At 72.0% G+C, this 24,671-nt stretch carries 22 protein-coding genes; 6 read left to right on the top strand and 16 right to left on the bottom strand.

Annotation, left to right across the window (positions count from 1 at the left end):
• Positions 1 to 8 precede the first annotated feature (8 nt).
• A complete protein-coding gene (gene garD, locus WDZ95_RS02545) occupies positions 9 to 1,589 on the top strand; it encodes a galactarate dehydratase (protein WP_425776058.1) in 1,581 nt (526 codons plus the stop codon).
• Here garD and WDZ95_RS02540 read toward each other — a convergent pair.
• From WDZ95_RS02540 to WDZ95_RS02490, 11 genes are all read right to left on the bottom strand, one after another.
• The gene (locus WDZ95_RS02540) at positions 1,582 to 2,985 is read right to left on the bottom strand and encodes a methyl-accepting chemotaxis protein (RefSeq protein WP_425776057.1); all 1,404 of its coding nucleotides are present in this window, start codon (positions 2,983 to 2,985) and stop codon (positions 1,582 to 1,584) included. The genes garD and WDZ95_RS02540 overlap by 8 nt on opposite strands.
• A 177-nt stretch (positions 2,986 to 3,162) precedes the next feature.
• Positions 3,163 to 3,570 carry a hypothetical protein gene (locus tag WDZ95_RS02535; protein ID WP_425776056.1) on the bottom strand — a complete coding sequence of 136 codons (408 nt, stop codon included), beginning with the start codon at positions 3,568 to 3,570 and terminating at the stop codon, positions 3,163 to 3,165.
• A gap of 121 nt (positions 3,571 to 3,691) precedes the next feature.
• Complete coding sequence (locus WDZ95_RS02530) at positions 3,692 to 4,633, bottom strand: hypothetical protein (RefSeq protein WP_425776055.1); 942 nt, start codon at positions 4,631 to 4,633, stop codon at positions 3,692 to 3,694.
• 79 nt (positions 4,634 to 4,712) lie between these two features.
• The gene (gene pgi / locus WDZ95_RS02525; RefSeq protein ID WP_425776054.1) at positions 4,713 to 6,305 is read right to left on the bottom strand and encodes a glucose-6-phosphate isomerase; all 1,593 of its coding nucleotides are present in this window, start codon (positions 6,303 to 6,305) and stop codon (positions 4,713 to 4,715) included.
• A 5-nt stretch (positions 6,306 to 6,310) separates the two neighbouring features.
• A complete protein-coding gene (gene eda, locus WDZ95_RS02520) occupies positions 6,311 to 6,973 on the bottom strand; it encodes a bifunctional 4-hydroxy-2-oxoglutarate aldolase/2-dehydro-3-deoxy-phosphogluconate aldolase (protein WP_425776053.1) in 663 nt (220 codons plus the stop codon).
• Positions 6,974 to 6,990: 17 nt separating this feature from the next.
• Entirely contained in the window at positions 6,991 to 8,814 is a 1,824-nt protein-coding gene (gene edd / locus WDZ95_RS02515) for a phosphogluconate dehydratase (protein WP_425776052.1), read from the bottom strand.
• A 13-nt stretch (positions 8,815 to 8,827) separates the two neighbouring features.
• Positions 8,828 to 9,547 (bottom strand): 6-phosphogluconolactonase, encoded by a 720-nt coding sequence (gene pgl, locus WDZ95_RS02510; RefSeq protein ID WP_425776051.1) that lies wholly within the window; start codon positions 9,545 to 9,547, stop codon positions 8,828 to 8,830.
• The gene (zwf, locus tag WDZ95_RS02505) at positions 9,544 to 11,010 is read right to left on the bottom strand and encodes a glucose-6-phosphate dehydrogenase (protein ID WP_425776050.1); all 1,467 of its coding nucleotides are present in this window, start codon (positions 11,008 to 11,010) and stop codon (positions 9,544 to 9,546) included. The genes pgl and zwf overlap by 4 nt, the downstream gene beginning before the upstream one ends.
• 489 nt (positions 11,011 to 11,499) lie before the next feature.
• Positions 11,500 to 12,150 carry an ABC transporter ATP-binding protein gene (locus WDZ95_RS02500; protein WP_425776049.1) on the bottom strand — a complete coding sequence of 217 codons (651 nt, stop codon included), beginning with the start codon at positions 12,148 to 12,150 and terminating at the stop codon, positions 11,500 to 11,502.
• Complete coding sequence (gene miaA / locus WDZ95_RS02495) at positions 12,147 to 13,118, bottom strand: tRNA (adenosine(37)-N6)-dimethylallyltransferase MiaA (RefSeq protein WP_425776048.1); 972 nt, start codon at positions 13,116 to 13,118, stop codon at positions 12,147 to 12,149. Before miaA ends, WDZ95_RS02500 begins: the two co-directional genes overlap by 4 nt.
• Complete coding sequence (locus tag WDZ95_RS02490; RefSeq protein WP_425776047.1) at positions 13,115 to 14,350, bottom strand: Bcr/CflA family efflux MFS transporter; 1,236 nt, start codon at positions 14,348 to 14,350, stop codon at positions 13,115 to 13,117. Before WDZ95_RS02490 ends, miaA begins: the two co-directional genes overlap by 4 nt.
• Before the next feature lie 88 nt (positions 14,351 to 14,438).
• Here WDZ95_RS02490 and WDZ95_RS02485 point away from each other — a divergent pair, with 88 nt between their 5' ends.
• A complete protein-coding gene (locus WDZ95_RS02485; RefSeq protein WP_425776046.1) occupies positions 14,439 to 15,974 on the top strand; it encodes a hypothetical protein in 1,536 nt (511 codons plus the stop codon).
• Here the strand turns inward: WDZ95_RS02485 and WDZ95_RS02480 are convergent.
• Complete coding sequence (locus tag WDZ95_RS02480; RefSeq protein ID WP_166227090.1) at positions 15,958 to 16,830, bottom strand: alpha/beta hydrolase; 873 nt, start codon at positions 16,828 to 16,830, stop codon at positions 15,958 to 15,960. The genes WDZ95_RS02485 and WDZ95_RS02480 overlap by 17 nt on opposite strands.
• Positions 16,831 to 16,909: 79 nt before the next feature.
• A complete protein-coding gene (mutL, locus tag WDZ95_RS02475; RefSeq protein WP_425776045.1) occupies positions 16,910 to 18,787 on the bottom strand; it encodes a DNA mismatch repair endonuclease MutL in 1,878 nt (625 codons plus the stop codon).
• Positions 18,788 to 18,826: 39 nt separating this feature from the next.
• On the opposite strand from mutL, the gene WDZ95_RS02470 reads away from it, so the two are divergent.
• From WDZ95_RS02470 to WDZ95_RS02460, 3 genes are read left to right on the top strand one after another with little or no spacing between them, the layout of a single operon-like run.
• Positions 18,827 to 19,477 (top strand): DedA family protein, encoded by a 651-nt coding sequence (locus WDZ95_RS02470; RefSeq protein ID WP_425776044.1) that lies wholly within the window; start codon positions 18,827 to 18,829, stop codon positions 19,475 to 19,477.
• Positions 19,474 to 20,808 (top strand): aromatic ring-hydroxylating dioxygenase subunit alpha, encoded by a 1,335-nt coding sequence (locus tag WDZ95_RS02465; protein WP_425776043.1) that lies wholly within the window; start codon positions 19,474 to 19,476, stop codon positions 20,806 to 20,808. The genes WDZ95_RS02470 and WDZ95_RS02465 overlap by 4 nt, the downstream gene beginning before the upstream one ends.
• Positions 20,808 to 21,314, top strand: coding sequence for an aromatic-ring-hydroxylating dioxygenase subunit beta (locus WDZ95_RS02460; RefSeq protein ID WP_425776042.1), 507 nt, complete (start codon positions 20,808 to 20,810; stop codon positions 21,312 to 21,314). The genes WDZ95_RS02465 and WDZ95_RS02460 overlap by 1 nt, the downstream gene beginning before the upstream one ends.
• Positions 21,315 to 21,326: 12 nt before the next feature.
• Here the strand turns inward: WDZ95_RS02460 and WDZ95_RS02455 are convergent, their stop codons facing one another.
• The 3 genes from WDZ95_RS02455 to tsaE are packed head-to-tail and all read right to left on the bottom strand — an operon-like array spanning position 21,327 to position 23,578.
• Positions 21,327 to 21,551 carry a DUF167 domain-containing protein gene (locus WDZ95_RS02455; protein ID WP_425776041.1) on the bottom strand — a complete coding sequence of 75 codons (225 nt, stop codon included), beginning with the start codon at positions 21,549 to 21,551 and terminating at the stop codon, positions 21,327 to 21,329.
• A gap of 12 nt (positions 21,552 to 21,563) precedes the next feature.
• Positions 21,564 to 23,030: an N-acetylmuramoyl-L-alanine amidase gene (locus WDZ95_RS02450; protein WP_425776040.1), complete on the bottom strand. Its 1,467-nt coding sequence runs from the start codon at positions 23,028 to 23,030 to the stop codon at positions 21,564 to 21,566.
• The gene (tsaE, locus tag WDZ95_RS02445; RefSeq protein ID WP_166231166.1) at positions 23,027 to 23,578 is read right to left on the bottom strand and encodes a tRNA (adenosine(37)-N6)-threonylcarbamoyltransferase complex ATPase subunit type 1 TsaE; all 552 of its coding nucleotides are present in this window, start codon (positions 23,576 to 23,578) and stop codon (positions 23,027 to 23,029) included. The genes WDZ95_RS02450 and tsaE overlap by 4 nt, the downstream gene beginning before the upstream one ends.
• Positions 23,579 to 23,587: 9 nt before the next feature.
• Here tsaE and queG point away from each other — a divergent pair, with 9 nt between their 5' ends.
• Entirely contained in the window at positions 23,588 to 24,664 is a 1,077-nt protein-coding gene (gene queG / locus WDZ95_RS02440; RefSeq protein WP_425776039.1) for a tRNA epoxyqueuosine(34) reductase QueG, read from the top strand.
• The last annotated feature ends 7 nt before the right edge of the window (positions 24,665 to 24,671 follow it).

Here is a 24,671-nt window from a genome sequence, read left to right as displayed (position 1 = left end):
GACGCCGAATGGCCGAAACCCTTGCGCCGGGGGCCGCCCGCGCGCCGTTGACCATCCGCATGCACCCCGAGGACAACGTGGCCATCGTGGCCAACGAGGGCGGCCTGCCCGCGGGCACGGCGCTGCCCGGCGGGCCGGTGCTGGTGGAGAAGGTGCCGCAGGGCCACAAGGTGGCGCTGGTGGCGCTGCCACGCGGCGCGGCGGTGCTGCGCTACGGCGTGCCCATCGGCTTCGCGCTGGAGGACATCGCCGCGGGCGCCTGGGTGCACGAGCGCCGGCTGCAGATGCCCGAGGCACGCGGCCTCGACGACCTGCCCATGGCCACGCGGCGGCGCGAGCCGCTGCCGCCGCTGGAAGGCTTCACCTTCGAGGGCTACCGCAACCCCGACGGCTCGGTGGGCACGCGCAACATCCTGGCCATCACGCAGACGGTGCAGTGCGTGGCCGGCGTCACCGACTTCGCGGTGCAGCGCATCAAGGCCGAGCTGCTGCCCAAGTACCCGAACGTGGACGACGTGGTCGCCCTCGAACACGGCTATGGCTGCGGCGTGGCGATCGATGCGCCCGACGCGGTGATCCCCATCCGCACGCTGCGCCACATCAGCCAGAACCCCAACTTCGGTGGCGAGGTGATGGTGGTGAGCCTGGGCTGCGAGAAGCTGCAGCCCGAGCGGCTGCTGCCGCCGGGCAGCATCCCCATTGCCGACCTGCGCGATGAAGCCGACGGACTGGACGTCGTCTGTTTGCAGGACGATGCGCACGTCGGTTTCATGTCCATGGTGGACTCGATCGTGCGTCAGGCGGAGGTGCATTTGAAGCGCCTGAACGCGCGCCGCCGCGAGACCGTGCCCGCGAGCGAGCTCGTGGTGGGCGTGCAGTGCGGCGGCAGCGACGCCTTCAGCGGCGTCACCGCGAACCCGGCCGTGGGCTTCTGCACCGACCTGCTGGTGCGCGCGGGCGCGAGCGTGATGTTCTCGGAAACCACCGAGGTGCGTGACGGCATCGCCCAGCTCACCGCGCGCGCCGCCACGCCCGAGGTGGCGAAGGCCATGGTGCGCGAGATGGCCTGGTACGACGACTACCTGAAACGCGGCAGCGTGGACCGCAGCGCCAACACCACGCCGGGCAACAAGAAGGGCGGGCTCTCCAACATCGTCGAGAAGGCCATGGGCTCGATCGTGAAATCGGGCAGCGCGCCGATCGCCCACGTGCTCTCACCGGGCGAGAAGCTCAGGGCCCGCGGCCTGACCTACGCGGCCACGCCCGCGAGCGATTTCATCTGCGGCACGCTGCAACTGGCCGCGGGCATGAACCTGCACGTGTTCACCACCGGCCGCGGCACGCCTTATGGCCTGGCCGCGGTGCCGGTGATCAAGGTGGCCACGCGCACCGAGCTCGCGCGCCGCTGGCACGACCTCATGGACATCAACGCCGGCACCATCGCCGACGGCGAGGCCACGATCGAAGACGTGGGTTGGCAGCTGTTCCGCTACATGCTCGACGTGGCCAGCGGCCGCCAGAAAACCTGGGCCGAGCGCTGGAAGCTGCACAACCAGCTGGTGCTGTTCAACCCCGCGCCGGTCACCTGAGGGCGCGCAGGCGGAACATGCTCACCGCCTCGGCCAGGCGCGCCGACTGCTCGCGCAGGCTGCCCGCGGCCGCGGCCGATTCTTCCACCAGCGCGGCGTTCTGCTGCGTCATGGTTTCGAGCTGCACCACGGCGTCGTTGACGTGGCCGATGCCCGTGCTCTGCTCGGCCGACGCGGCGGAGATCTCGCCGATGATGTCGGTGACGCCGCGCACGCTGCCCACGATGTCCTGCATGGTGGTGCCCGCATGGCCCACGAGCTGGCTGCCGGTTTCGACGCGGCTCACGCTGTTGCCGATCAGCACCTTGATCTCCTTGGCCGCCTCGGCGCTGCGCTGCGCGAGGTTGCGCACCTCGCCGGCCACCACGGCGAAACCCCGGCCCTGTTCACCGGCGCGCGCGGCTTCCACCGCCGCGTTGAGCGCGAGGATGTTGGTCTGGAAGGCGATGCCGTCGATGGTGCCGATGATGTCGCCGATCTTGCGGCTGGCGGCGTGGATGTCTTCCATGGTGGTCACCACCTGCTGCACCACCTCGCCGCCGCGGCGCGCCACCTCGGAGGCCGAGCGCGCCATCTCGTCGGCCTTGGTCGCCGCGCTGCTCGACTGGCGCACCGCGCCGGTGAGCTGGTCCATGGCGCTGGCGGTTTCCTGTAGGTTGCCCACGGTCTGCTCGGTGCGCTGGCTCAGGTCGATGCTGCCCTGGGCGATCTCGCTCGACGCGTTGGCGATCGAATCGGTGCTGGCGCGCACCGTGGCGATGGCGTCTTCGATGCGGCCCAGCACCTCGAGCATGCGGGCGGCGGCCGGCGCGGGGCGTTCGAGCTGCGCGGCGCCGAAGTCGATCGCGCCGTCGGGCGTGACCAGGCGGGTGGCGATGTCGGAGAGCTGTTCATTGGCCGCGAAGTCGGCGCGCGAGCGCGCGGCCAGCATCATGAGGATGGCGGCTTCGCCCACCACGTAGGCGGCGTGCTCGACCACGATCAGCAGGCTGGGCTCGGTGAAGCAGATCGGTCCCCAGCCCCATTGCTGCAGGTAGTTGAAGCTCAGGTGGTGCACCGCGATGGTGGCCGCGCCGGCCAGCACCGGCAGCCAGTGGCGGTAGACGGTGGTCACGGCCAGGAAGGCGAAGACCGCGAAGTGCGCCTCGGTGTGGCCGCGGGCCACGTGGATGGCCAGCGCCACCATGGCCATGCCGATCGCGGGCAGGCCGATGCGGCTGCCCAGGCCGCCCTGCGAGACCAGGGCCACGCCGGTGGCCGCGCCGAGCAGCAGCGCGCCCACCCCGAGCGCCAGACCCAGCCCGTCGTAGACGATGCCGTAGGCGGCCGCGGCTGCGGCCACCACGCCGATGGCGATCAGGATCAGGGTGTCGTTCGGGTCGAGGCGGGAGGGCATGGTGGGGCGCAATCGGTGAGGGGCGGTGGCCGCCCAGGGGGTTCGCGGCCCTTCGAGGCCGTGGTTCGATTTCGGCCTTCTGCACCGGCGACTTGAGGCCGTCGGGCGGCTGCCCGACGGCGCCTTGATCTGGATCAAACGCGCGGCGCGAGCCCCCCCGCGGGCGCCGCGCTGTCCTCAGCGGGTCATGGGCTCTTCGAGGGTTTCGAGCGAGCGCAGCTGGCCGCCGCCGCTCACCGAGCCCGACACCTCGCCTTCGCCGCGCACCATGCGTTCGCAGATGGCGCGTTGCTCGGTGTCCTTGTGCACGGTGCAGCGCTGCAGCGCGTTCTGCTGCAGTTGTTCGGCCGAGGGCGCGGGCGCGCGGCCCTGGCGCTGCGCCTGCTGGCGCGCCGCGCCCAGGTCGCGCAGGCAGCTCGTGCGTGCGTCGGCGTCGGTCATGGCGGCGCAGGCCGCGCGTTCCTGGCGGTAGGTGGGGTCGGTGCCGGTGCGGGCGCCGGTGCCCGCGGCCCAGGCGGGCAGCGTGAGGGCGATGGCCGCGGCCGCGATCAGCGGGCGGGCGGCAGAGGTCTTGCGAAGCGTCATGGCGTGTCCTTTGCGGGGGCGGCGCACCGGGGCGGCGCCGCATGCGGCCATGCTAGGAGGACCCGCAAACGGCCGCTGTAGGACCGCTCCGATCGGCCTGTCCGACAGCAGCGCCGCGGGGTCAGGGGGTCAACGGCCGCGCGCAGCGAACGGGGAGCAAGGTGATCTTGTTGACCGTGAACGCCGTGCCGCTCACGGTGTCCTGGGCGAAGGCCGCTGACGGCGACAGCTGCGTGGACGACCAGTAGATGCCCGCGAGTCCGCCGATGCCGCTGTTCACCAGGCTCTGCACGTTGTTCGAGGCCACCGGGCAAATGCCGCCCGCGCCCTGCAACTCGCAAATCGCCGGCAGGTACCAGTCGCTGTACCCCTGTGCGCTCGATCCGGCACAGAGGCCGGCCGCGTGGAAGGCCACGCCGGCCGGCACGGCTGCGACGATGGCGCTGGTGTTGGCGCTGCCGTCCGTGAGGCTGCCCGCGCCCACGACGTCGACCGCCAGGGCCACGCCGCCGGCATCGGCGCTCCAGGGGGCGGTCGCGCTGACATCGCCGAGCCCGGCCACCTTGCCGCCGATGCTGCCGGTGTTGGGCGTGCTGTCGTCGATGGCGAACACATAGCCGCCCTGGTGAACGCTGCCCTGGCCGATCACCTGCACATCGACGCTCAGGTTGTTGGTGTTGCTGCCGGCAATGGCCAGGCGCGCGGGCGTGGGGTTCAGATCACCCGGTGCGGCCGAGGGCACGGCGCCGGGCGTGACCGTGATGGTGCAGCTGGCCCCCGGGGCCAGCGTGCCGCAGGTGCTCACGACCGTGGTGCCGACCGGCAGGGCCTGGCTCACGGTGGCCGCGACATTCAGCGCGGACTGGGTGCCGGTGTTGGTCACGGTGAGCAACCTCGGCGTGCCGGTCATCGCCAGCGCCAGCGCGCCGGCGCTCACGGACAGGGTGGTCGGCGCGGTGGGCGCGGGCGCCCCTGGGCTGGCGGGGTCGCCGCCGCAGGCGATCAGCACCGCCGCCGGAGGCACCAGGGTCAACCAGCGAAAGGGCGTTTGGCGTGGGCTCATGGGGGTCGGGGCGGGTGGGGGAGGGTTCACCTTATCACGCGAGCCGCTGCGTGAGCGTCGCGCTCAGCCCGCGCCGCGTTCAGCCGCCGCTGCGCTCCATGGCGCGCGCCATGGACTTGCCCAGCTCCACGCCCCACTGGTCGAAGGCGTTGATGCGCCAGATCGCGGCCTGCGTGAACACCTTGTGTTCGTAGAGCGCGATCAGCGCGCCCAGGCGCTCGGGGTCGAGCCGGTCGAGCCAGAGGATGTGGCTGGGCACGTTGCCCGGGAATTCGCGGTGCGGCGCCAGGGCGCGCGCGGTGGCGGCGTCGGCGCCGTCTTTCAACAGCTGCGCCTCGGTCTCGGCGCGCGTGCGGCCGAGCGCGAAGGCCTGGGCCTGCGCGCGCAGGTTCACGTTCACCACGCCGTGGTGCGTGGCGGCCTGCGGCAGCGGCGTGTCTTCGCTCTGCACGCCGATGAAATCCACCGGCACCTGGTGGCGGCCCTGGTGCAGCAGCTGGAAGTAGGCGTGCTGGCCGTCGATGCCCAGGCCGCCCCAGACGATGGGGCCGGTGTCCACCGTGGCCTCGCTGCCGTCGAGGTGCACGCGCTTGCCGTTGGACTCCATGTCCATCTGCTGCACGAAGGGAACGAAGCGCACCAGCCGCGAGGCGTAGCTCACGATGAGCTGGGTGGGCCGCTGCAGGAAGTTGCGGTTCCAGATGCCGTGCAGCGCGAGCCGCACCGGCAGGTTCTGCGCCAGCGGCGCGTGGCGGAAGTGATCGTCCATGGCGCGGCCGCCCGCGAGCAAGCGCTTGAAGGCCGCACCGCCGATGCCCAGCGCCAGCGGCAGGCCCAGCGCCGACCACAGCGAGTAACGCCCGCCCACCCAGTCCCAGAACAGGAAGGTGTGGTCAGCGGGGTAGCCGAGTTCGGCGGCCTTGGCCGGCGAGGCGGTGATGGCCACGAGGTGCCGGGCGATCGCGTCGGCGGGCACGCCCTGGTCGGTGAGCCACTGGCGCGCGCTCGCGGCGTTGGTGAGCGTTTCCTGCGTGGTGAAGGTCTTGCTCGACACGATCAGCAGCGTGCGTTTCGCATCGAGCCCGCGCAGCACGCTGTAGAGCGCCCAGGCGTCGGGGTTGGACACGTAGTGCACACGCAGCGTGGGGCTGGCCAGGTGGGCCAGCGCGTCGGCGGCCATGCGCGGGCCGAGGTCGGAGCCGCCGATGCCGATGTTGACCACGTCGGTGAAGGCCTGGCCCGAGGCGCTGCGCACGATGCCTTCGCGCACCTCGTCGGCGAAGCGGCAGACGCGGTCGAGCTCGCGCTGCACCAGGGCCTGCACCTCGAGGCCCCAGGGGCCGCCCGCGGCGTCGCCGCGCAGGGCCACGTGCAGCACGGGGCGCTGTTCGGTGGTGTTGATGGGGTCGCCGCGGAACATGGCCTCGCGCTGGCCCGCGAGGTCGCTCTGCGCCGCGAGCTGCAGCAGCGCCTGCTCGATCTCGCTGCCGATGGCCTGGCGGCTGGCATCGAGCGTGATGCCCGCGGCCGACCAGGTGAGGCGTTCGGCGCGGTCGGGCTCGGTGAGGCGCTCGCGCAGCGGTACCTGCTGCTCGCTCGCGAGCGCGGCCAGGTGCTGCCAGGCGGGCAGGGTGACGGGCAGGGGCCAGGGGGTGGGCGGGGTCTGCGGCATGGGGCTCATTGTCCGCGAGCGATGGCGGCCGCCTCGCGCGCCAGCGCCGTGATGCGCGGCCAGTCGCCGGCCTGCAGCGCGTCGGCCGGCGTGAGCCACGAGCCGCCGGCCATGGCCACGTTGGGCAGGGCCAGCACCTCGCGCAGGTTGTCGGGGCCCACGCCGCCCGTGGGGCAGAAGCGCACGTCGGGCAGCGGCGCGCCCAGCGCCTTGAGCATGGCGATGCCGCCGGCCTGCTGCGCGGGAAAGAGCTTCATGAGCGTGAAGCCGTGGTCGCGCGCGCGCATGACCTCGCCGGGCGTCATCACGCCCGGGATGAAGGGCAGGCCGGTGGCGCGCATGGCGTCGACCAGCGCGTCGGTGCAGCCGGGCGAGAGCGCGAAGCGCGCCCCGGCGTCGATGATGCGCGGCACGTCGCTGGCGCGCGTGACCGTGCCCGCGCCCAGGTGCATCTCGGGCACGGCCTTGGCCACCGCCTCGATGGCGTCGAGCGCGGCGTCCGAACGCAGGGTGATCTCCATCACGTCGATGCCGCCTTCGAGCAGCGCGTGCGCGAGCGGCACCGCGTGCTGCGGCTCGTTGAGCACGATGACGGGAACCACGCGCGAGCGAAAGCGCGGGTGCTGGAGGTGGGCGGGGGCGTTGGGGGGGGTGGGGGTGTCGGTCATCTCGGGGTCTCCGGGCATCAGCCGAACAGCGGCGAAGCGCCTTGTTCGGCGCCGCTCACCTGGGCGCGGAACAGGCCGAACAGCTCGCGGCCGCTGCCGTGGCGGTGGGCGTCGAGGTCGGGCGTGGGCGCGCTGCGCGCGGCCAGGGTGGCTTCGTCCACCTCGAGCTGCAGCACGCCGCGCTCGGCGTCGAGCGTGATCATGTCGCCGTCGCGCACGCGCGCGATCGGGCCGTCGGCCAGCGCCTCGGGCGTGACGTGGATGGCCGCGGGCACCTTGCCCGAGGCGCCGGACATGCGGCCGTCGGTGACCAGCGCCACCTGGAAGCCCTTGTCCTGCAGCACCGCCAGCGGCGGCGTGAGCTTGTGCAGCTCGGGCATGCCGTTGGCGCGCGGGCCCTGGTAGCGCACCACGGCGATCAGGTCTTTGTCGAGCTCGCCGGCCTGGAACTTGGCGAGCAGTTCCTGCTGGTCGTGCACCACCACGGCGGGCGCGCGCACCACGCGGTGCTGCGGCTTCACGGCCGAGACCTTGATGACGCTGCGGCCCAGGTTGCCTGTGAGCAGGCGCAGGCCGCCGTCGGCGCTGAAGGGCTCGCTCACCGGGCGCAGCACGTGGGTGTCGGCGCTGCGCTCGGCGATCGGCCGCCAGGCCAGGCGTTCGCCGTCGAGCCAGGGCTCGAAGGCGTAGGCGTCCAGGCCCGGGCCCATCACGGTGTTCACGTCGCTGTGCAGCAGGCCGGCCGTGCGCAGCTCGCGCATCAGAAAGCCCAGGCCGCCCGCGGCGTGGAAGTGGTTCACGTCGGCGCTGCCGTTGGGGTACACGCGCGCCAGCAGCGGCACCACGGCCGAAAGCTCGGCGAAGTCGTCCCAGTCGATCAGGATGCCCGCGGCGCGCGCCATGGCCACCAGGTGCAGCGTGTGGTTGGTGGAGCCGCCGGTGGCGTGCAGGCCCACGATGCCGTTGACGATGGCGCGCTCGTCGATGATGTGCGCCAGCGGCAGGTAGGGCTGGCCGGTGCGGCCGCTGTTGGCCACGGCGCGCTCCACCGCGGCCTTGGTGAGCGCCTCGCGCAGCGGCGTGCCCGGGTTCACGAACGAGCTGCCCGGCAGGTGCAGGCCCATGATCTCCATGAGCATCTGGTTGCTGTTGGCGGTGCCATAGAAGGTGCAGGTGCCGGGGCTGTGGTACGCCTGCGCTTCGCTTTCCAGCAGCGCCTCGCGGCCCACCAGGCCTTGTGCGAACTGCTGGCGCACCTTGGCCTTGTCGTCGTTCGACAGGCCCGAGGTCATGGGGCCGGCGGGCACGAACACCGTGGACAGGTGGCCGAACTGCAGCGCGCCCATGAACAGGCCGGGCACGATCTTGTCGCACACGCCGAGCATGAGCGCGGCGTCGAACACGTTGTGCGAGAGCGCCACCGCGGTGGCCAGCGCGATGGTGTCGCGCGAGAACAGCGAAAGCTCCATGCCGGCCTCGCCCTGGGTGATGCCGTCGCACATGGCGGGCACGCCGCCGGCCACCTGGGCGCTGGCGCCGATCTGCTGCGCGTGCCAGCGGATCAGGCTCGGGTAGGCCTCGAACGGCTGGTGGGCCGAGAGCATGTCGTTGTAGGCGGTGACGATGCCGATGTGCGGCGCACGCTCGGCGTGGATGCGCAGCTTGTCTTCCCGGGGCAGCGCGGCCGTGGTGTGGGCCATGTTGGCGCAGCCCAGGCCGGCGCGCTGCGTGCCGCGCGTGCGCTGCGCGGCCATGTGGTCGAGGTAGGCGCGGCGCGTGGGCGCGCTGCGTTCGGTGATGCGGCGCGTGACGCGCTCGAGGACGGGGTTCAGCGGGTTCATGGTCGTGGGGTGTTCAGGCCAGCCAGACGTGGACCGGCGTGTGGTGCTGGTGCAGCAGGTGCGAGACCGGCAGCGCTTCGTCTTGCGCCAGCCGGGCCCGCTGGAACACGCGCAGCTTGGTGGGGCCGATCAGGGGCAAGACCAGTTCCCGCGTGGCGAGCAGCGCGGGCAGGGTGAGGGTGAGGCGCGCGTGCGGCGCGGTGGCGGGGCGCGTCCAGGCCACGGGGCCGCTGGCGTGCAGCGCGTGGGCCAGGCCGTCGGCGCCGGGAAAGAGCGAGGCGGTGTGGCCGTCTTCGCCCATGCCGAGCACGGCGAGGTCCCAGGGCCAGGGCTGGTGGGCCAGGCGCGCGTTCGCGCCGTCGGCCAGGCGCTGCAGGGCGGCGTCGTCGGCGGGGTCGAAGGCCGTGGGCAGGGCGTCGAACCAGGGCACGAACGTGGCCGCGGCGGCCGGGCCCTGCAGCAGGTGGGTGCGCACCAGCGCGGTGTTGCTGTCGGCGTGCCCGGGCGGCACGCAGCGCTCGTCCACCAGGGTGATGCGCACGCGCGACCAGTCGAGTGGCTGCGTGCGCAGGGCCTCGAACAGCGGCACCGGCGACTTGCCACCCGACACCGCGAGCACCGCGTGGCCGCGCGCGGCGATGGCCTCGCGCAGCCGCTCGGCGATCCACGCGGCCAGGCCGTGCGCGAGCGCGGCCGGCGAGGGGCAGGGGTGCAGGCGCGAGGGCTCGTTCACGCTTCTTCCGACCAGCTCGTGTCTTCGCGCGCCATCAGCGCCGACGAGGCCGCGGGCCCCCAGCTGCCGGCCGCATAGGGCCGGGGCTTCTCGGCCAGCGCCTGCCAGCCCGCGAGGATGGGCTCGGCCCAGGCCCAGGCGGCCTCGAGCTCGTCGCGGCGCATGAAGTGGGTGAGGCGGCCCTTGATGACGTCGATCAGCAGCCGCTCGTAGGCCTCGGCGCGGCGGCCGGTCATGGCCGATTGCAGGTCGAGGTCGAGCGAGACGGGCCGCAGCTTCATGCCGCTGCCGGGCTGCTTGGCCATCATCTGCAGCTGCACGTGCTCTTCGGGCTGCAGGCGGATCAGCAGCCGGTTGACGGGCTGGCGCGGCGTGTCGGGAAACAGCGAGTAGGGCAGGGGCGCGAACTCGATGACGATCTCGCTGCGGCGCTCGGCCATGCGCTTGCCGGTGCGCAGAAAAATGGGCACGTTGGCCCAGCGCCAGTTGTTGATGTGTGCGCGCAGCGCCACGAAGGTTTCGGTCTCGCTGCCTTCGGGCACGTTGGCTTCCTGCAGATAGCCCACGGCGCGCTCGCCGCCCACGTTGCCCGCGGTGTACTGGCCGCGCACGGTGTCGCGCGCCACGTCGGCCACGCCCATGGGGCGCAGCGAGCGCAGCACCTTGAGCTTCTCGTCGCGCACGGCGTCGGGGTCGAGCGAGACGGGCGGCTCCATGGCCACGATGCACAGCAGCTGCAGCAGGTGGTTCTGCACCATGTCGCGCAGCGCGCCGGTGCCGTCGTAGAAGCCCGCGCGGCTGCCCACGCCCACCGACTCGGCCACGGTGATCTGCACGCTCTTGATGCTGGGGCTGCGCCACAGCGGCTCGAAGATGGCGTTGCCAAAGCGCAGCACCATGAGGTTCTGCACCGTTTCCTTGCCCAGGTAGTGGTCGATGCGGAAGGTCTGGGCCTCGGTGAAGTACCTGGCCACCTCGTCGTTGATGGTGCGCGCGGAGGCGAGGTCGTGGCCCAGGGGTTTTTCGAGCACCACGCGCGATTGCGGGTTGACCAGCCCCGCGCCGTGCAGGTGGGCGCAGATGGTGGTGAACAGCGTGGGCGCGGTGGCGAGGTAGAACACGCGGTCGGCGCCGGGCCGCAGCGCGTGGGCGAGCGCGGCGAAGTCGTCGGCGCGCGTGGCGTCCAGGCCCACGTACACGAGGCGCTGAATGAAGCCGGCCCAGGCGGTGGCGTCGAACTCGGCGGCGGCGATGAAGCCGCGCACCTGCGCGTCGATGAAGGCCGTGAACGCCGCGCGGTCCCAGGCCTGGCGGCCCAGTGCCACGATGCGCGTGTCGTCGGGCAGGGTCTTGTGCAGGTGCGCCATGTAGAGCGCGGGCAGCAGCTTGCGCACCGAGAGATCGCCCGCGCCACCGAAGATGACGAGATCGAGGGCGCTCGGGCTGGGGGCGGGGGTCTCCATGGCGTGCGGCTTGTTCTGGGTTACACGATGGGGCGATGATATTGAAATTAAGTTACATGCGGGTAACGGCTTCTTTGTGAGGAGCTTGTTTCGATCATTTACCTCGCGAGGCCGGGTGGCGGGGTTCGTGTGCTCTGGCGTGCTCGCGGGCGGCTGTGTCTGGCGTGCGGGCACCGTTTCGTCAACAACGTGATGGGCGCTCTGGCTCTGTGGCAACCGCGAATGGCGCCTGCGCACACGAACCCCGCCACCCGACCAAGAATGGACCTGGGCACACCACGCGTTGGCGTACCTGCACATCGCTGGGGCCGGGGGAGCGGGTGTCCGTGCGCAGGCGCCATTCGCGGTTGCCACAGAGTTTGCGTACAAGCCAAGACGTTGACGAGGCACTGTATGCGTGCCCGGGCAGCCGCCCGCGAGCACGCCGAAGCACGGGCACCCGCTCCATCGGCCCTGAAGAAGCGGGTGCGCGAAGCCACCCCTCTCTCCTCAGGACGATTGCAGACCCTCGCGCGTCAACCGCAACACCCGATCCGCCCGCGCCGCCGCCGCGTCCGAATGCGTCACCAGCAGCAGCGAGCTGCCGTGCTCGCGCGTCTGTGCCTGCAGCAGGTCCATCACGCGGGCCGCGGTGTCGGGGTCGAGGTTGCCGGTGGGCTCGTCGGCCAGCACGATGGCGGGGCGGTGCACCAGCGCGCGGGCGATCGCCACGCGCTGCAGCTGTCCGCCCGAGAGCGAGGCCGGCAGCCGTGCGCCCATGCCCTGCAGGCCCACGGCGTCGAGCATGGCAGCCACGCGCGCGTCGTCGGCCTGGTTCAGCAGCAGCAGGGGCAGGGCCACGTTCTGCGCCACGTCCAGGTGCGGCAGCACGTGGAAGGCCTGGAACACGAAGCCCAGGTGGCGGCGGCGCCAGTGCGCGCGCTGCGCTTCGTCGAGCGCGCCGAGGTCGGTGCCGTCGTGGGTGATGCGGCCTTCGCTCCAGGTGTCGAGCGCGGCCAGGCAGTTGAGCAGGCTCGATTTGCCCACACCCGATTCGCCCACCACGGCCACGAACTCGCCGGGTTCGAGGCGAAGGTGCACGTTGCCGAACACCGGCGTGTCGCCGTAGCGCTTGGCCAGGTCTTGCACGAGCAAGGTCATGCGGGTTCTCCCAGCCAGTGCTGCACGGCGGCCATCACCTGCGCAAGCGCGTCGGGCGCGTCGGCCGCGATCACGCGGCGCTGCGGCAGCGAACGCAGCCAGGTGAGCTGGCGCTTGGCGAGCTGGCGCGTGGCGAAGATGCCGCGCTCGCGCAGTTCGGCGAGCGCGGCGGCGTCGGGCAGCGGCGCGGCGTCGAGCGCGGCCCAGGCCTGGCGGTAGCCCACGCAGCGCATCGCCGGCAGTTCGGGGTGCAGGTCGCCGCGCGCGCGCAGGGCGCGCACCTCGTCGACGAAGCCGGCCGCGAGCATGGCGTCGAAGCGCTCGGCGATGCGCGCGTGCAGCCAGGCGCGGTCGGCGGGTTCGAGCGCGATCAGGTGTTCTTCGCGCAGCGGGCTGTGCGGGTCGTGCGCGCGGCCGGTGTGAAAGGCCGACAGCGGCCGGCCGGAGACCTCGAACACCTCGAGCGCGCGCTGGATGCGCTGCGCGTCGTTGGGAAACAGGCGCGCGGCGCTCACCGGGTCCACGCGCTGCAGCTCGGCGTGCAGCGCGGGCCAGCCCTCGGCGCGGGCGCGCGCTTCCAGGCGTTCGCGCACCGCGGCGTCGGCCGCGGGCAGGTCGTCGAGCCCCGTGAGCAGGGCCTTGAAGTACAGCATGGTGCCGCCCACGAGCAGCGCGGTGCGCCCGCGCGCGGCGATCTCACCGACCAGGCGCGTGGCGTCGCGCACGAAGTCGGCCGCGCTGTAGGCCTGCGTGGGCTCGAGGATGTCGATCAGGTGGTGCGGCACGGCGGCGCGTTCGGCCGCGCTGGGCTTGGCCGTGCCGATGTCCATGCCGCGGTAGACCAGGGCCGAATCGACGCTCACGATCTCCACCGGCCAGCGCGCTGCGATCGCCAGCGCCGCGGCGGTCTTGCCGCTGGCCGTGGGGCCGGCCAGCGCGATGCAACGCGGTGGCGCGGGGGCGTTCATGGCGTGGCGACGCCCTGGCGCTGCGGCGGGGTGTGGGCTTCGCCGTGGCGCTGCACCAGGGTCCAGGCGGTGACCGCGATCAGCGTGCTCCAGAACCACACACCGTCGGTGAGCGGGCGCACGGTGCCGGCGCCGAGCTCGGGCCGCGCCAGCGCGAGACCGAGCCAGCCGCCCACGCCGAAGGCCACCACCATCATGATGAAGCCCGCGAGCGCCGAGGCCGCGCCCGCGGCCTGCGGGAACGGCGCCACCGCGCCGCTCTGGCCGCAGGGCTGGTGCACGCCGTGGCCCAGCATGAACAGGTAGAAGGGCAGCACCACGCTCCACAGGGTTTGCACGCCGAGCAGCGGCAGCACGCCCATGACCGTGCCGCCCGTGACCGTGACCACGGCCGCCGTGGCCACGGTGCGGCGCACGCCCAGGCGCGGCAGCAGGCGGCGGCAGATGAAGGTGCCCACGATGTAGCTCAGGGACATGGTGAACATCATCACGCCGTACTGCGTTTTGCTCAGGCCGAGCACGCCGATCAGCACGAAGGACGACGAGGCGAGGAAGGTGAACAGCCCCGCGTAGGAGCCGGTGGCCAGCACCGTCCAGGTCAGGAAGGTGGGGTGGCGAGCGATCTGCAGCCAGGTCTTGAGCAGGCGCGCGGGCTGCAGGGCCTGCGGGTTGCGTTGCGGCACGGTTTCCTGAAAGCGCCAGACCAGCAGCGCCAGCGTGGCCGCGCCGAACGCGGCCACCGCGAGCAGCGCCACGCGCCAGCCGAACAGGTCCGACAGCAGGCCCCCGAGCGGCGCACTGCAGCAGGCGATCACGCCCAGGCCGGTGAGGCCCTTGCTCATCACGCGCGCGCCCTCCGCCGGCGCGTACAGGTCGCGCACCACGGCCCGCGCGCACATCACCGCCGCGCCCATGCCCACGCCCTGCACGACGCGCCAGGCAATGAGCTGGCCCATGGACGTGGAAGACGCCGCGCCCACCGCCGCCACCACGAACAGGCCCATGCCCGCGATCAGCACCGGCTTGCGGCCGAAGCGGTCGGACAGCGGGCCCCACACGAGCTGCGAGGTGCCGAAGGCGAGCAGCAGCGCGGTGAGCGTGAGCTGGGCCTGCGCCACCGCGGCGCCGAAGCCCGCGGTGAGGGTGGGCAGCGCGGGCAGGTACAGGTCGGTGGTGACGGGCTGTATGCCCAGCAGCAGCGTGAGCACCAGCACCACCAGGCCCGCGGACATGGGGGTTGGCGAGGGAGAGGCAGACATCCGGTCGAGGGTAGCAGATGGCATAGTCGCCCGACCCCCGCGCCGCCCGAACCACCGCCCCATGACGCCCTTTGCCCCCGCCGATGCCATCGCCCGCGCCGTGCTGCCGAAGAAGCGCAAGCAGCCGCCGATGGTCAACCGGTGGTATCTCACGCTCTACCTGCGCCACCAGCCGCGCTGGACGCTGTGGCTCGGCGCGGCCGCGATCGGCTTCTCGCTGGTGAGCTCGGCGCTCGATCTGTTCGAGCAGCGCCGGCAATTGAGCCTGTGGATCTTCGCGGGCCTGGTCGGCTGGACGCTGGCGTCGCTGCTCAAGGACGTGATCGCCACCCGCCGCAGCATCGAAGAGGCCAGCGGCGGCCGGTTGCAGCCGCTGCCGGCCGAGGACATGGCGCACTTCCTCGAAGCGGTGGCGCTGCCGCCCGAACTGCTCGAGGCGGGCTACCGCAAATGTTTCGGCGGCCACGCGGTCGACGTGCTCAAGCGCACGCGCTTTGCGGGCTGCTCGGTGTACAGCCCCGAGGTGTCGCGCCTGCTGCGCGATCGCTCGGCCCGCGGGCTGCCGGTGGCGCGCTTCGAGCCGGCGCCGGGCGCGCAGCGCTGGCCCGCACTCGGGCGCTGGGTGGGGCGCTGGTCGCCCGCCCTCGCGCGGGGCGCCTGGAATTTTCCGCTCTGGGCCGTGCCCGAGCTGTCGCGGCGCCTGCAGATCCCGGTGGTCAGCGCGTTGCCGGCCTACACCAGCGGCCGCCTGGCCAACGAGCAGAAGCTGCGGCTGTGCGACGACCTGACGCCGGCCGGCCTGCGGAGCGACCCGGTGCTGCGCGTGCAGCGCACCGATTACCTGTCGGACCTGGTCACGGGCCACATCACCGGCATCGAGGTGCTCGACGCCGCGGGGCACCCGATGTTCGATGGCGTGTCCACCGGTTTCAAGCGCAGTGCGCGCAGCGACGAACTGCGGCCCCTGGCCCAGTCGTCGACCTCGGGCCAGCTGGGGGTGTCGGTGATGGCGCTGGGCGTGTCGCGCACCGCGGCGGGCGAAGCGCAGGGGCACCTGTACTTCGTGGGCCAGTCGCTGCTCAGCATGGCCTCGGGCGGCATGCTCGCGCCTTCGGGCTCGGGCTCGCTCGACTGGTCCGACTACACCGAGGCCGGCGACCGCTTCATCGAGATGGGCATGCTGCGCGAGATGCTCGAAGAAACCTGGGTGGGGGACTGGTCCTCGCTGACCGGGCGCCGCGGCCTGAGCATCGTGGTGACGGGCCACGCCCGCATGCTGCACCGGGGCGGCAAGCCCGAGTTCTACGGCCTGGCGGTGATGCCGCGCGGCGGCGACGAGCACGGCGTGGACGACAGCGAACACGACTACTCGACCGAGACCAGCGCGGTGCGCCTGCCCGCGCTGTCGGCGCAGGGCCTGCGCGACGCGGTGAGCACCGTCATGGCGCGGCACGCGTCGAACCTCTCGCACCCGCTGTTCATGGCCCTGCATTTCCTCGACGCCCTGGCCGCCGAAGACCCCGGGCTGTTCGAAGGCATGGTGGCGCACGCGCTCGCGGCCGCGCCCGGTTCCGCGCCCGCTAGCGCGTTGCGTTGACCACGCGCACCGCGTCGCCCAGCCCGTAGAGCTCGGCCAGCGCCTCGCGGTACTGCCCCTGGCCCACCGAATTGGTGTTGTGGTGCGAGCCGCCTTCCACCAGCACGAAGCGCTTGGGGCCTTTGGCGGCTTCGTAGAGCTGGCGCCCCAGTTCGGGGCGGATCAGCTGGTCGTCGCTGCCGTGCACCACCAGCAGCGGCGAGCCGATGTCGGCCACGCGCTTGGCCGATTCGAAGCGCTGCGTGATCAGCGGCGAGATCGGCAACCAGCCCCACTTGAAGGTGCGCACCACGTCCGGGATGGAGGTGAAGGTGCCTTCGACCAGGGTGCCTTTTTCGTCGGCCACCTCGGCCGCGAGGTTGATCGCGATCGCGCCGCCCAGCGAGTGGCCGAAGACGTAGCGGGGCCGCTGCGGGTACTTCTGCGCCAGCCAGTCCCAGGCGGCGCGCGCGTCTTCCGTGGCCATCTTCTCGGACGGCAGGCCCGCGCTGCTGCGGCCGAAGCCGCGGTAGTCGATGCCCAGCACCGAAAAGCCCAGCTCCTGCATGCGGCGGATGCGCATGGCCGAACCGGTGACGTTCCAGCGCGCGCCATGCAGGTACAGCAGCACGGGCGCGTCGCTGCGCGTGGCCAGGTTCTCGTGCGGCGCCCACAAACCGTGCAGGCGCACCGGTTCGTCGGTGATGGACGACGTGTAATCGATCCACACGTCGTCCATGCTTTCGGCGGCGTAACTGCCGCCGCTCCAGGTGCGGTCGGAGGGCTGGAAGATCCAGACCCGTTGCTTTTCGTCCAGTGTGGCGCAGCCGGCCAGCAAGGCCAGGGCGGCAAAGAGGGCAAGGAGCAGGCGCGTCATGCCCGCAAAGGATGCAAACACCGCGCCAAAAGTTCACCCGGGCTTGCCCTGAGGCCCCGTGAACCGCGTCACGGGGGTGTCAGCGCCCGCGCAGGAACAGGGCGTCGAGCTCGCGCAGCCCCAGCTGCCGCCAGGTGGGCCGGCCGTGGTTGCACTGGTCGCTGCGCTCGGTGACCTCCATCTGCCGCAGCAGGGCGTTCATTTCGTCGAGCGTGAGGCGGCGGTTGGCGCGCACCGCGCCGTGGCAGGCCATGGTGGCCAGCAGTTCGTGTTCGGCGCGCTGCAGCACCTGGGTGGCCTCGTGCTGGGCCAGCTCACCCAGCACGCTGCGCGCCAGGGCCACCGGGTCGCCCTGCGCCAGCGTGGTGGGCACGGCGCGCACCGCCAAGGTGCGCGGCGACAGCGGCGTGACCTCCAGGCCCAGGGCCGCGAGCGTGGCGGCCGCGGTGTCGGCGGTGGCCACTTCTTCGGGCGTGGCGCTGAAGGTGGCCGGGATCAGCAGCGGCTGGCTTTGCACCGCGCGCGCGTCGAGCTGGCGCTTGAGCCGCTCGTAGACGATGCGCTCGTGCGCCGCGTGCATGTCCACGATCACCAGCCCGTGCGCGTTTTCGGCCAGCACGTACACGCCCTGCAGCTGCGCGATGGCGCGGCCCAGCGGCCAGTCGCCCTCGGGGAGCGGCGCCGCGGCGGGTGCAGCGCCCGTGAAAGCGGGGGCTGCCGTGGCGGTGTCGGCCGCGGGCGCCCACAGCGCCGCCACGTCGCTCACACGCTGGCCGGCCTCGGGCTCGCGCGGCGCGAAGCTGAAACCGGCCTGGCGCACCGGCGGGGCCCATGCGGGCTCGGCGGGTGCACCGGGTGCAGTGGATGCAACAGGCACCGCAGCCGCAGCGGGCAGGGCGGCCAGGGCCTGCCCCGCGCGCGGCACCGCGAGCGCGCTCTGCACGGCCTGCTGCACCGCCTGGTGCACCTCGCGGCTGTCGCGAAAGCGCACCTCGATCTTGGTGGGGTGCACGTTCACATCGACCCGGGCGGGGTCGATGTCGATGTAGAGCGCGTACACCGGCTGGCGGTGGCCGTGCAGCACGTCTTCGTAGGCCGCACGCGCCGCGTGGCCGATGACCTTGTCGCGCACGTAGCGGCCGTTCACGTAGGCGAACTGCTGGTCGGCGCGCGAGCGCGCGGCATCGGGCACGCCCGCGAAGCCGCGCACGCGCAGGCCGCGCGCGAGCGAACCGTCGGCCGGCCACTGCAGCGTCACGGCCCCGGTGACGAAGTCGTCGCCGAGCACGTCGGCCAGGCGCGCGCGCGTGGCTTCCAGGGCGTCTTCGCCGCGGGCCACGAGCGAGGCGCGCCACTGAGCCACCAGCCGGCCTTCGTGCCAGATGGCAAAGCCCACATCGGGCCGCGCGAGCGCGTGGCGGCGCACGGCCTCGATGCAATGCGCGAGTTCGGTGGTGTCGCTCTTGAGGAACTTGCGCCGCGCGGGCGTGGCGTAGAACAGCTCGCGCACCTCCACCGTGGTGCCGCGCTGGCGCGCGCCGGGCGAGAGCTCGCCGCTGCGCGCGTCGAGCAGCCAGGCGTGCGGCGCGTCGCCGGTGCGCGAGAGCAGCGAGACCTCGGCCACCGAGGCGATGGCCGCGAGCGCCTCGCCCCGAAAGCCCATGGTGCCCACGGCCTCGAGCTCGGCGAGGCTGCTGATCTTGCTCGTGGCGTGGCGCTTGAGCGCCTGCGCGAGTTCGTCCTTGGGAATGCCGATGCCGTCGTCTTCCACCGCGATCAGCCGCACGCCACCCCCGAGCAGGCGCACGGTGATCTGGGTCGAGCCGGCGTCGAGCGCGTTGTCCACCAGCTCGCGCACCACCGAGGCCGGCCGCTCCACCACCTCGCCCGCGGCGATCTGGCTGATCAGCTCGTCGGGCAGTTCGCGGATGGGGCGGCGGGGGGGCGAATCGGTCATTCCAGGGATTGTAGGAAGGGGCGCGGATAATCCGCCGCCATGGAATTGATCACCTTCCTCATCGACTTCATCCTGCACGTGGACCAGCACCTGCAGGCCTTCGTGCAGGCCTACGGGCCCTGGGTGTATGCCCTGCTGTTCCTCATCATCTTCACCGAGACGGGTGTGGTGGTCATGCCGTTTCTGCCCGGCGACTCGCTGCTGTTCGTGGTGGGCACGCTGTGCGGGGCGGGCCTCATGAGCCTGCCGCTGGCCATGGTGCTGCTGGTGATCGCCGCCATCCTCGGCGACCAGACCAACTACAGCATCGGCCGCTACTTCGGGCCCAAGGTGTTCCAGTGGGAGAACTCGCGGCTGTTCAACAAGAACGCCTTCAACCAGGCCCACGCGTTCTACGAGCGCTACGGCGGCATCACCATCATCCTCGCGCGCTTCATGCCCTTCATCCGCACCTTCGCGCCCTTCGTGGCGGGCGTGGCCGAGATGACGCGCGCCAAGTTCACCGCCTACAACGTGATCGGCGCGCTGATCTGGGTCATCGGCCTGGTGGGCGCGGGCTACCTGTTCGGCAACCTGCCCTGGGTGCAGGCCAACCTGAGCAAGATCATCTGGGCGCTGATCATCGTCCCCGGCCTCATCGCCCTCTTCGGGGCCTGGAAGGCCCGCCGCCAACAACAGGAGACCGCATGAACGCGCCCGAAGCGCCGCTGCACTGGCACGGCGGCGGCACCAGCCGCGTGCCCTTCGGGGCCTATACCGACCCGGCGCTCTACCAGCGCGAACTCGACCGCCTGTTCCACGGCCCGCACTGGTGCTACGTGGGCCTGGCGGTCGAGATCCCCAACACCGGCGACTACAAGCTCAGCTGGGTGGGCGAGCGCCAGGTCATCATGGTGCGCGACCGCGTGGCCCCCAAGGACCGCGGCAGCGACCCCGGCATCCGCGTGGTGGAGAACCGCTGCGCCCACCGCGGCGTGCGCTTCTGCCAGCCGCCCATGGACGGCCAGGTGGGCAACGCGCGCAGTTTCGTGTGCCCCTACCACCAGTGGACGTACAAGCTCAACGGCGACCTCGCGGGCCTGCCCTTCAAGGACGGCGTGAAGGACGGCGACTGCGTCAACGGCGGCATGCCGGCCGACTTCGACCTCTCGAAGAACGGCCTCACCAAGTTGCGGGTGGCCGTGCTGCACGGCCTGGTGTTCGCCACCTTCAGCGACGAGGCCGAGCCGCTCGAGGACTACCTGGGCGAGGCGCTCAAGCCCTGGCTCGACCGCATCTTCGCGGGCCGCGAGCTCAGGCTGCTGGGCTACAACCGCCAGCGCATTCCGGGCAACTGGAAGCTGATGCAGGAGAACATCAAGGACCCGTACCACCCGGGCCTGCTGCACACCTGGTTCGTCACCTTCGGCCTGTGGCGCGCCGACCAGAAGAGCCGCATGGTGATGGACGCGCACGGCCGCCACGCGGTGATGATCAGCCGCCGCAACGACGGCGGCGAGAACAAGACCGTGACCCAGGGCGTGACCAGCTTCAAGGCCGACATGAAGCTCAACGACCCGCGCCTGCTCGACGTGGTGCCCGAGCCGTGGTGGACCATCGCCGACCCGCAGCAGCCGGGCCAGACCATCACCCCCACGGTGACCATGATCACGCTGTTCCCGAGCGTCATCATCCAGCAGCAGGTCAACTCGCTGTCCACGCGCCACATCGTGCCGCGTGGCCCGGGCGAGTTCGATTTCGTGTGGACGCACTTCGGCTTCGCCGACGACACCGAGGAGATGACCACGCGCCGCCTGCGCCAGGCCAACCTGTTCGGCCCCGCGGGTTTCGTGAGCGCCGACGACGGCGAGGTCATCGAATTCAGCCAGGACGGCTTCCGGCAATGGGGCGCCGACGGCAGCACCCTGTGCGAGCTCGGCGGCCAGGCCGACGGCGTGGGCCAGCCGCCCACCGAGCACATGGTCACCGAGACGCTGATCCGCTCGATGTATGCCTACTGGCGCAAGGCGATGGGGCTGTGATGGACAACCACAACACCGAACTGCGATCGCTGCAACGCCACCACGCGATCGACCGCTTCAACGCCGCCTACGCCGACGTGCTCGACCAGCGCCGCTTCGCCGAATGGCCCGAGCTGTTCATGGCCGACGCTTGCTACCGCGTGCAGGCGCGCGAGAACGCCGAGCGCGGTCTGCCGCTGTGCCTGTTGCGCCTGGAGAGCCAGGCCATGATGCGCGACCGCATCGTGGGCGCCACGCAGACCATCTACCACGCGCCGTACTACACGCGCCACGTGATCGGCCCTGCGCGCATCACGCACGACGGCGCCGGCACGGCCGACGACCCGGTGCGCGCCGAAGCGAACTACGCGGTGTTCCGCACCAAGCCGGGCAATCCCAGCGAGGTCTACCAGGTGGGCCGTTACGTGGACGCGTTCGTGGTCACCGAGGCGGGCTGGAAGCTGCTCGATCGCCACTGCGTGTACGACAGCGAGATGGTGCTGAACTCGCTGATCTACCCGGTGTGAGTGCGGTGGGCCTCAGCCCACCACCAGCCGCTTGCGCCGCCCCGACGCGCCGGTCTTGATGCTCACCGCGGCCTTGGCGCAGCCGAAGTGCTGCGCCACCAGCGCGATCAGCTCCTGATTGGCCTTGCCATCCACGGGCGCGGCCTTGAGCCGCGCGGTCCAGGTGCCGTCGCCGTTGTCGCTGAGTTCGCTGCTGCGGGCGTTGGGCTTGACCAGCACCTCGATGACCTGGGCCACGGGCCGGTGTCCTCAGATCTGCCGCGTGCGCGCCAGCGGCGGGTTGGCCTCGAAGTACTTCACGATGCCGCGCACCAGCGCATCGGCGAGGTCGTTCTGGTACTTCGGGTCGTTGAGGCGGCGCTCTTCGTCGGGGTTGCTGATGAAGGCGGTCTCCACCAGCACGCTCGGGATGTCGGGCGCGCGCAGCACCGCGAAGTTGGCCTGTTCCACGCGCGGCTTGTGCAGCTTGCCCACGCGCTCGACCTCGCCCAGCAGCTTGCTGCCGATCTTCAGGCTGTCGTTGATCTGCGCGGTGGTGCTCATGTCGAGCATGGCGCGTTGCACGGTGGCGTCTTTCACCTTCACGTTGGCGCCGCCCACGAGGTCGGAAGCGTTTTCCTTGTCGGCCATCCAGCGCGCCGCGGCCGAGCTCGCGCCGCGCGTGCTCAGCGCGTACACGCTCGCGCCCGCGGGCTTGGGGCTCATGAAGGCATCGGCGTGGATGCTGATGAACAGGTCGGCGCGCACGCGCTGGGCCTTGCTCACGCGTGTGCCCAGCGGCACGAAGAAGTCTTGGTCGCGCGTCATGTAGGCGCGCATGGGGCTGCCGTTGACGGTGGTGGCGTTGATGCGGTCGCGCAGCTTGCGCGCGATCTGCAGCACCACCACCTTTTCCTGCGTGCCGCGCGGGCCGATGGCGCCGGGGTCTTCGCCGCCGTGGCCCGGGTCGAGCGCGACCACGATCAGGCGCTCGGTCTTGCGCGCTGGGGCCGTGCCCGTGCCGGGCCGGCGCTTGGACGCGATGCCCGCGGGCGGCGTGGGCTCGATCACCGGGCTGTCGTCGTGCGGGCCGGGCGGCTTCAGGTCGGCGCCGGGGCGGTTGGCGCGCGCGATCAGCTCGCCCAGCGGGTCGGCCGCGGGGCCGCCCAGGGGCGTGGCCGGCGCCGGCGTGGACTGGGCCAGCGGGCCGGTTTCGCGCGCCATGGCGTCGGCCGCGCGCTGGCTCGCGGCGTCGCGCTCCTTGAGGCGCTGCGCGATGAGCTGCTCGAGCGGGTCGGGCGCCTGCGTGGGGTAGAGGTCGAACACCAGCCGGTGCCGGTAGGCCGCGACCGGCTCGAGGTTGAAGATCTGCGGCTTGATGGTGTGCTTGAGGTCGATCACCAGCCGCACCACGTTGGGCGCGTTCTGGCCCACGCGCAGGCCCGCGATGTTGGGGTCGTCGGCCCGCAGCTGCGCCACCAGTTCGCGCAGGCCGGGCAGCAGGTCGACGCCTTCGATGTCCACCGCCAGCCGCGGCGGCTCGTCGACCAGGAACGAGCGCGCCTTGAGCGGCATGTCGCTTTCGATGGTCACGCGCGTGTAGTCCTCGGCGGGCCACAGGCGCACCGCGAGCACGCTGGCGCCGCGCGCCAGGTGGGCCGCGCCCAGCAGCAGCACCAGCGAGCCCGCGCGCAGCAGCGAGCGCCGGGGCAGGGTGAAGCCGCGGCCTTCGGTCATGCCAGGCTGGCCAGCAGGGTCTGGCCGAGGGGGGTGCGGGCCTGGGCGCGCACCGTGCGGGCGTCGTCGTGCTCGGGGTCTGTGGGCATCGGGTCGGGGTCGATGTGCAGGTCGAGGTCGATGGGAGGCAGGAAGCCCTCGGCGCGCTCGGGCCATTCGACCAGCTTGAGGCCGGGGCTGGCGAACAGTTCCCGAAAGCCCGCTTCCTCCCATTCGCGCGGGTCGCTGAAGCGGTAGAAGTCGAAGTGCCAGATGGACAGCGGCTCGCCCGGCGGCATCAGCGGGCAGTCGATCGCGCTGTGGGGCTCGACCACCGCGTAGGTGGGGCTCTTGATGCGCCCGCGCACGCCGAGCGCACGCAGCAGGTGGCGCACGAAGGTGGTCTTGCCCGCGCCGAGGTCGCCGTGCAGCGCGAGCGTGGCGCGCGCCAGTGCCGGGCACAGGGCGAGGCGCTGGGCGAAGGCCTGGGTGTCGGCCTCGTGCGCCCAGCGGCCCTGCCAGGTGTCGGGCTGGGGGTCGGGCCGGGCGGGGGCCGCCGTTGTTACGATCGGCGCCCCATGAAGGCTGTTGTGGATGCTGCTCAACTCGTCTCGCAGTTGCGTGCTTGGGGACGACAGCTCGGATTCTCCCAAATCGGGGTGGCCGGGGTGGATTTGAGCGCCGCCGAACCGGGCTTGATGGCCTGGTTGTCGGCTGGATGCCACGGTGAGATGGCCTACATGGCCGCACACGGCCTCAAACGCGCGCGCCCGGCCGAGCTGGTGCCGGGCACGCTGAGCGTGATCACCGCGCGCATGGACTACCTGCCGCGCGACACGCCCGAGGGCTGGGTGGCCGCCGAATGGCAGCGCCAGCAGCGCCCGCACGAGGCCGTGGTGTCGGTGTACGCGCGGGGGCGTGACTACCACAAGGTGCTGCGCGCGCGGCTGCAGCAACTGGCCGACCGCATCGCCGCCGCCGTGGGCCCGTTCGGCCACCGCGTGTTCACCGATTCGGCGCCGGTGCTCGAGGTGGAATTGGCCGCGCGCAGCGGCATCGGCTGGCGCGGCAAGCACACGCTCGCGCTGCACCGCGAGGCCGGCTCGATGTTCTTCCTGGGCGAGATCTACGTCGACCTGGCCCTGCCCCTGAGCGAGCCCGTGAGCGCGCACTGCGGCCACTGCAGCGCCTGCATGGACCTGTGCCCCACGCAGGCCATCACCGCACCGTACCGAGTGGACGCGCGGCGCTGCATCAGCTACCTCACCATCGAGCACGCGGGCCCCATTCCCGAAGACCTGCGCGCGCCCCTGGGCAACCGCGTGTACGGCTGCGACGACTGCCAGCTCGCCTGCCCCTGGAACAAGTTCGCGCGGCGGGCCACGCTGCCCGACTTCGACGCCCGCGAGGGCTTCGCGGGCGCTTCGCTCATCGAGCTGTTCGGCTGGAGCGAAGCCGAGTTCCTGCGCCGCACCGAGGGCAGCGCCATCCGCCGCATCGGCCACGAGCGCTGGCTGCGCAACCTGGCCGTGGGCCTGGGCAACGCCTGGCGCACCACCGGCGACCCGGCGCTGGCCCAGGCGCTGCAGGCCCGCGCCGAGCACCCGAGCGCGCTGGTGCGCGAGCACGTGGCCTGGGCGCTGGCGCAGCGCTGAGTCGGGC

This window comes from Hydrogenophaga sp. T2, assembly GCF_049843535.1.
Lineage (GTDB): Bacteria > Pseudomonadota > Gammaproteobacteria > Burkholderiales > Burkholderiaceae_C > Hydrogenophaga > Hydrogenophaga crocea.
This window is presented reverse-complemented; position numbering and strand designations above follow the sequence as displayed.

Excerpts from the sequence above, each read along its gene's own strand:
- garD (WP_425776058.1), top strand. The coding sequence starts at position 9 with ATGGCCGAAACCCTTGCGCCGGGGGCCGCCCGCGCGCCGTTGACCATC.
- WDZ95_RS02540 (WP_425776057.1), bottom strand. The coding sequence starts at position 2,985 with ATGCCCTCCCGCCTCGACCCGAACGACACCCTGATCCTGATCGCCATC.
- WDZ95_RS02535 (WP_425776056.1), bottom strand. The coding sequence starts at position 3,570 with ATGACGCTTCGCAAGACCTCTGCCGCCCGCCCGCTGATCGCGGCCGCG.
- WDZ95_RS02530 (WP_425776055.1), bottom strand. The coding sequence starts at position 4,633 with ATGAGCCCACGCCAAACGCCCTTTCGCTGGTTGACCCTGGTGCCTCCG.
- pgi (WP_425776054.1), bottom strand. The coding sequence starts at position 6,305 with ATGCCGCAGACCCCGCCCACCCCCTGGCCCCTGCCCGTCACCCTGCCC.
- eda (WP_425776053.1), bottom strand. The coding sequence starts at position 6,973 with ATGACCGACACCCCCACCCCCCCCAACGCCCCCGCCCACCTCCAGCAC.
- edd (WP_425776052.1), bottom strand. The coding sequence starts at position 8,814 with ATGAACCCGCTGAACCCCGTCCTCGAGCGCGTCACGCGCCGCATCACC.
- zwf (WP_425776050.1), bottom strand. The coding sequence starts at position 11,010 with ATGGAGACCCCCGCCCCCAGCCCGAGCGCCCTCGATCTCGTCATCTTC.
- WDZ95_RS02500 (WP_425776049.1), bottom strand. The coding sequence starts at position 12,150 with ATGACCTTGCTCGTGCAAGACCTGGCCAAGCGCTACGGCGACACGCCG.
- miaA (WP_425776048.1), bottom strand. The coding sequence starts at position 13,118 with ATGAACGCCCCCGCGCCACCGCGTTGCATCGCGCTGGCCGGCCCCACG.
- WDZ95_RS02490 (WP_425776047.1), bottom strand. The coding sequence starts at position 14,350 with ATGTCCGCGGGCCTGGTGGTGCTGGTGCTCACGCTGCTGCTGGGCATA.
- WDZ95_RS02485 (WP_425776046.1), top strand. The coding sequence starts at position 14,439 with ATGACGCCCTTTGCCCCCGCCGATGCCATCGCCCGCGCCGTGCTGCCG.
- WDZ95_RS02480 (WP_166227090.1), bottom strand. The coding sequence starts at position 16,830 with ATGACGCGCCTGCTCCTTGCCCTCTTTGCCGCCCTGGCCTTGCTGGCC.
- mutL (WP_425776045.1), bottom strand. The coding sequence starts at position 18,787 with ATGACCGATTCGCCCCCCCGCCGCCCCATCCGCGAACTGCCCGACGAG.
- WDZ95_RS02470 (WP_425776044.1), top strand. The coding sequence starts at position 18,827 with ATGGAATTGATCACCTTCCTCATCGACTTCATCCTGCACGTGGACCAG.
- WDZ95_RS02465 (WP_425776043.1), top strand. The coding sequence starts at position 19,474 with ATGAACGCGCCCGAAGCGCCGCTGCACTGGCACGGCGGCGGCACCAGC.
- WDZ95_RS02460 (WP_425776042.1), top strand. The coding sequence starts at position 20,808 with ATGGACAACCACAACACCGAACTGCGATCGCTGCAACGCCACCACGCG.
- WDZ95_RS02450 (WP_425776040.1), bottom strand. The coding sequence starts at position 23,030 with ATGACCGAAGGCCGCGGCTTCACCCTGCCCCGGCGCTCGCTGCTGCGC.
- queG (WP_425776039.1), top strand. The coding sequence starts at position 23,588 with ATGAAGGCTGTTGTGGATGCTGCTCAACTCGTCTCGCAGTTGCGTGCT.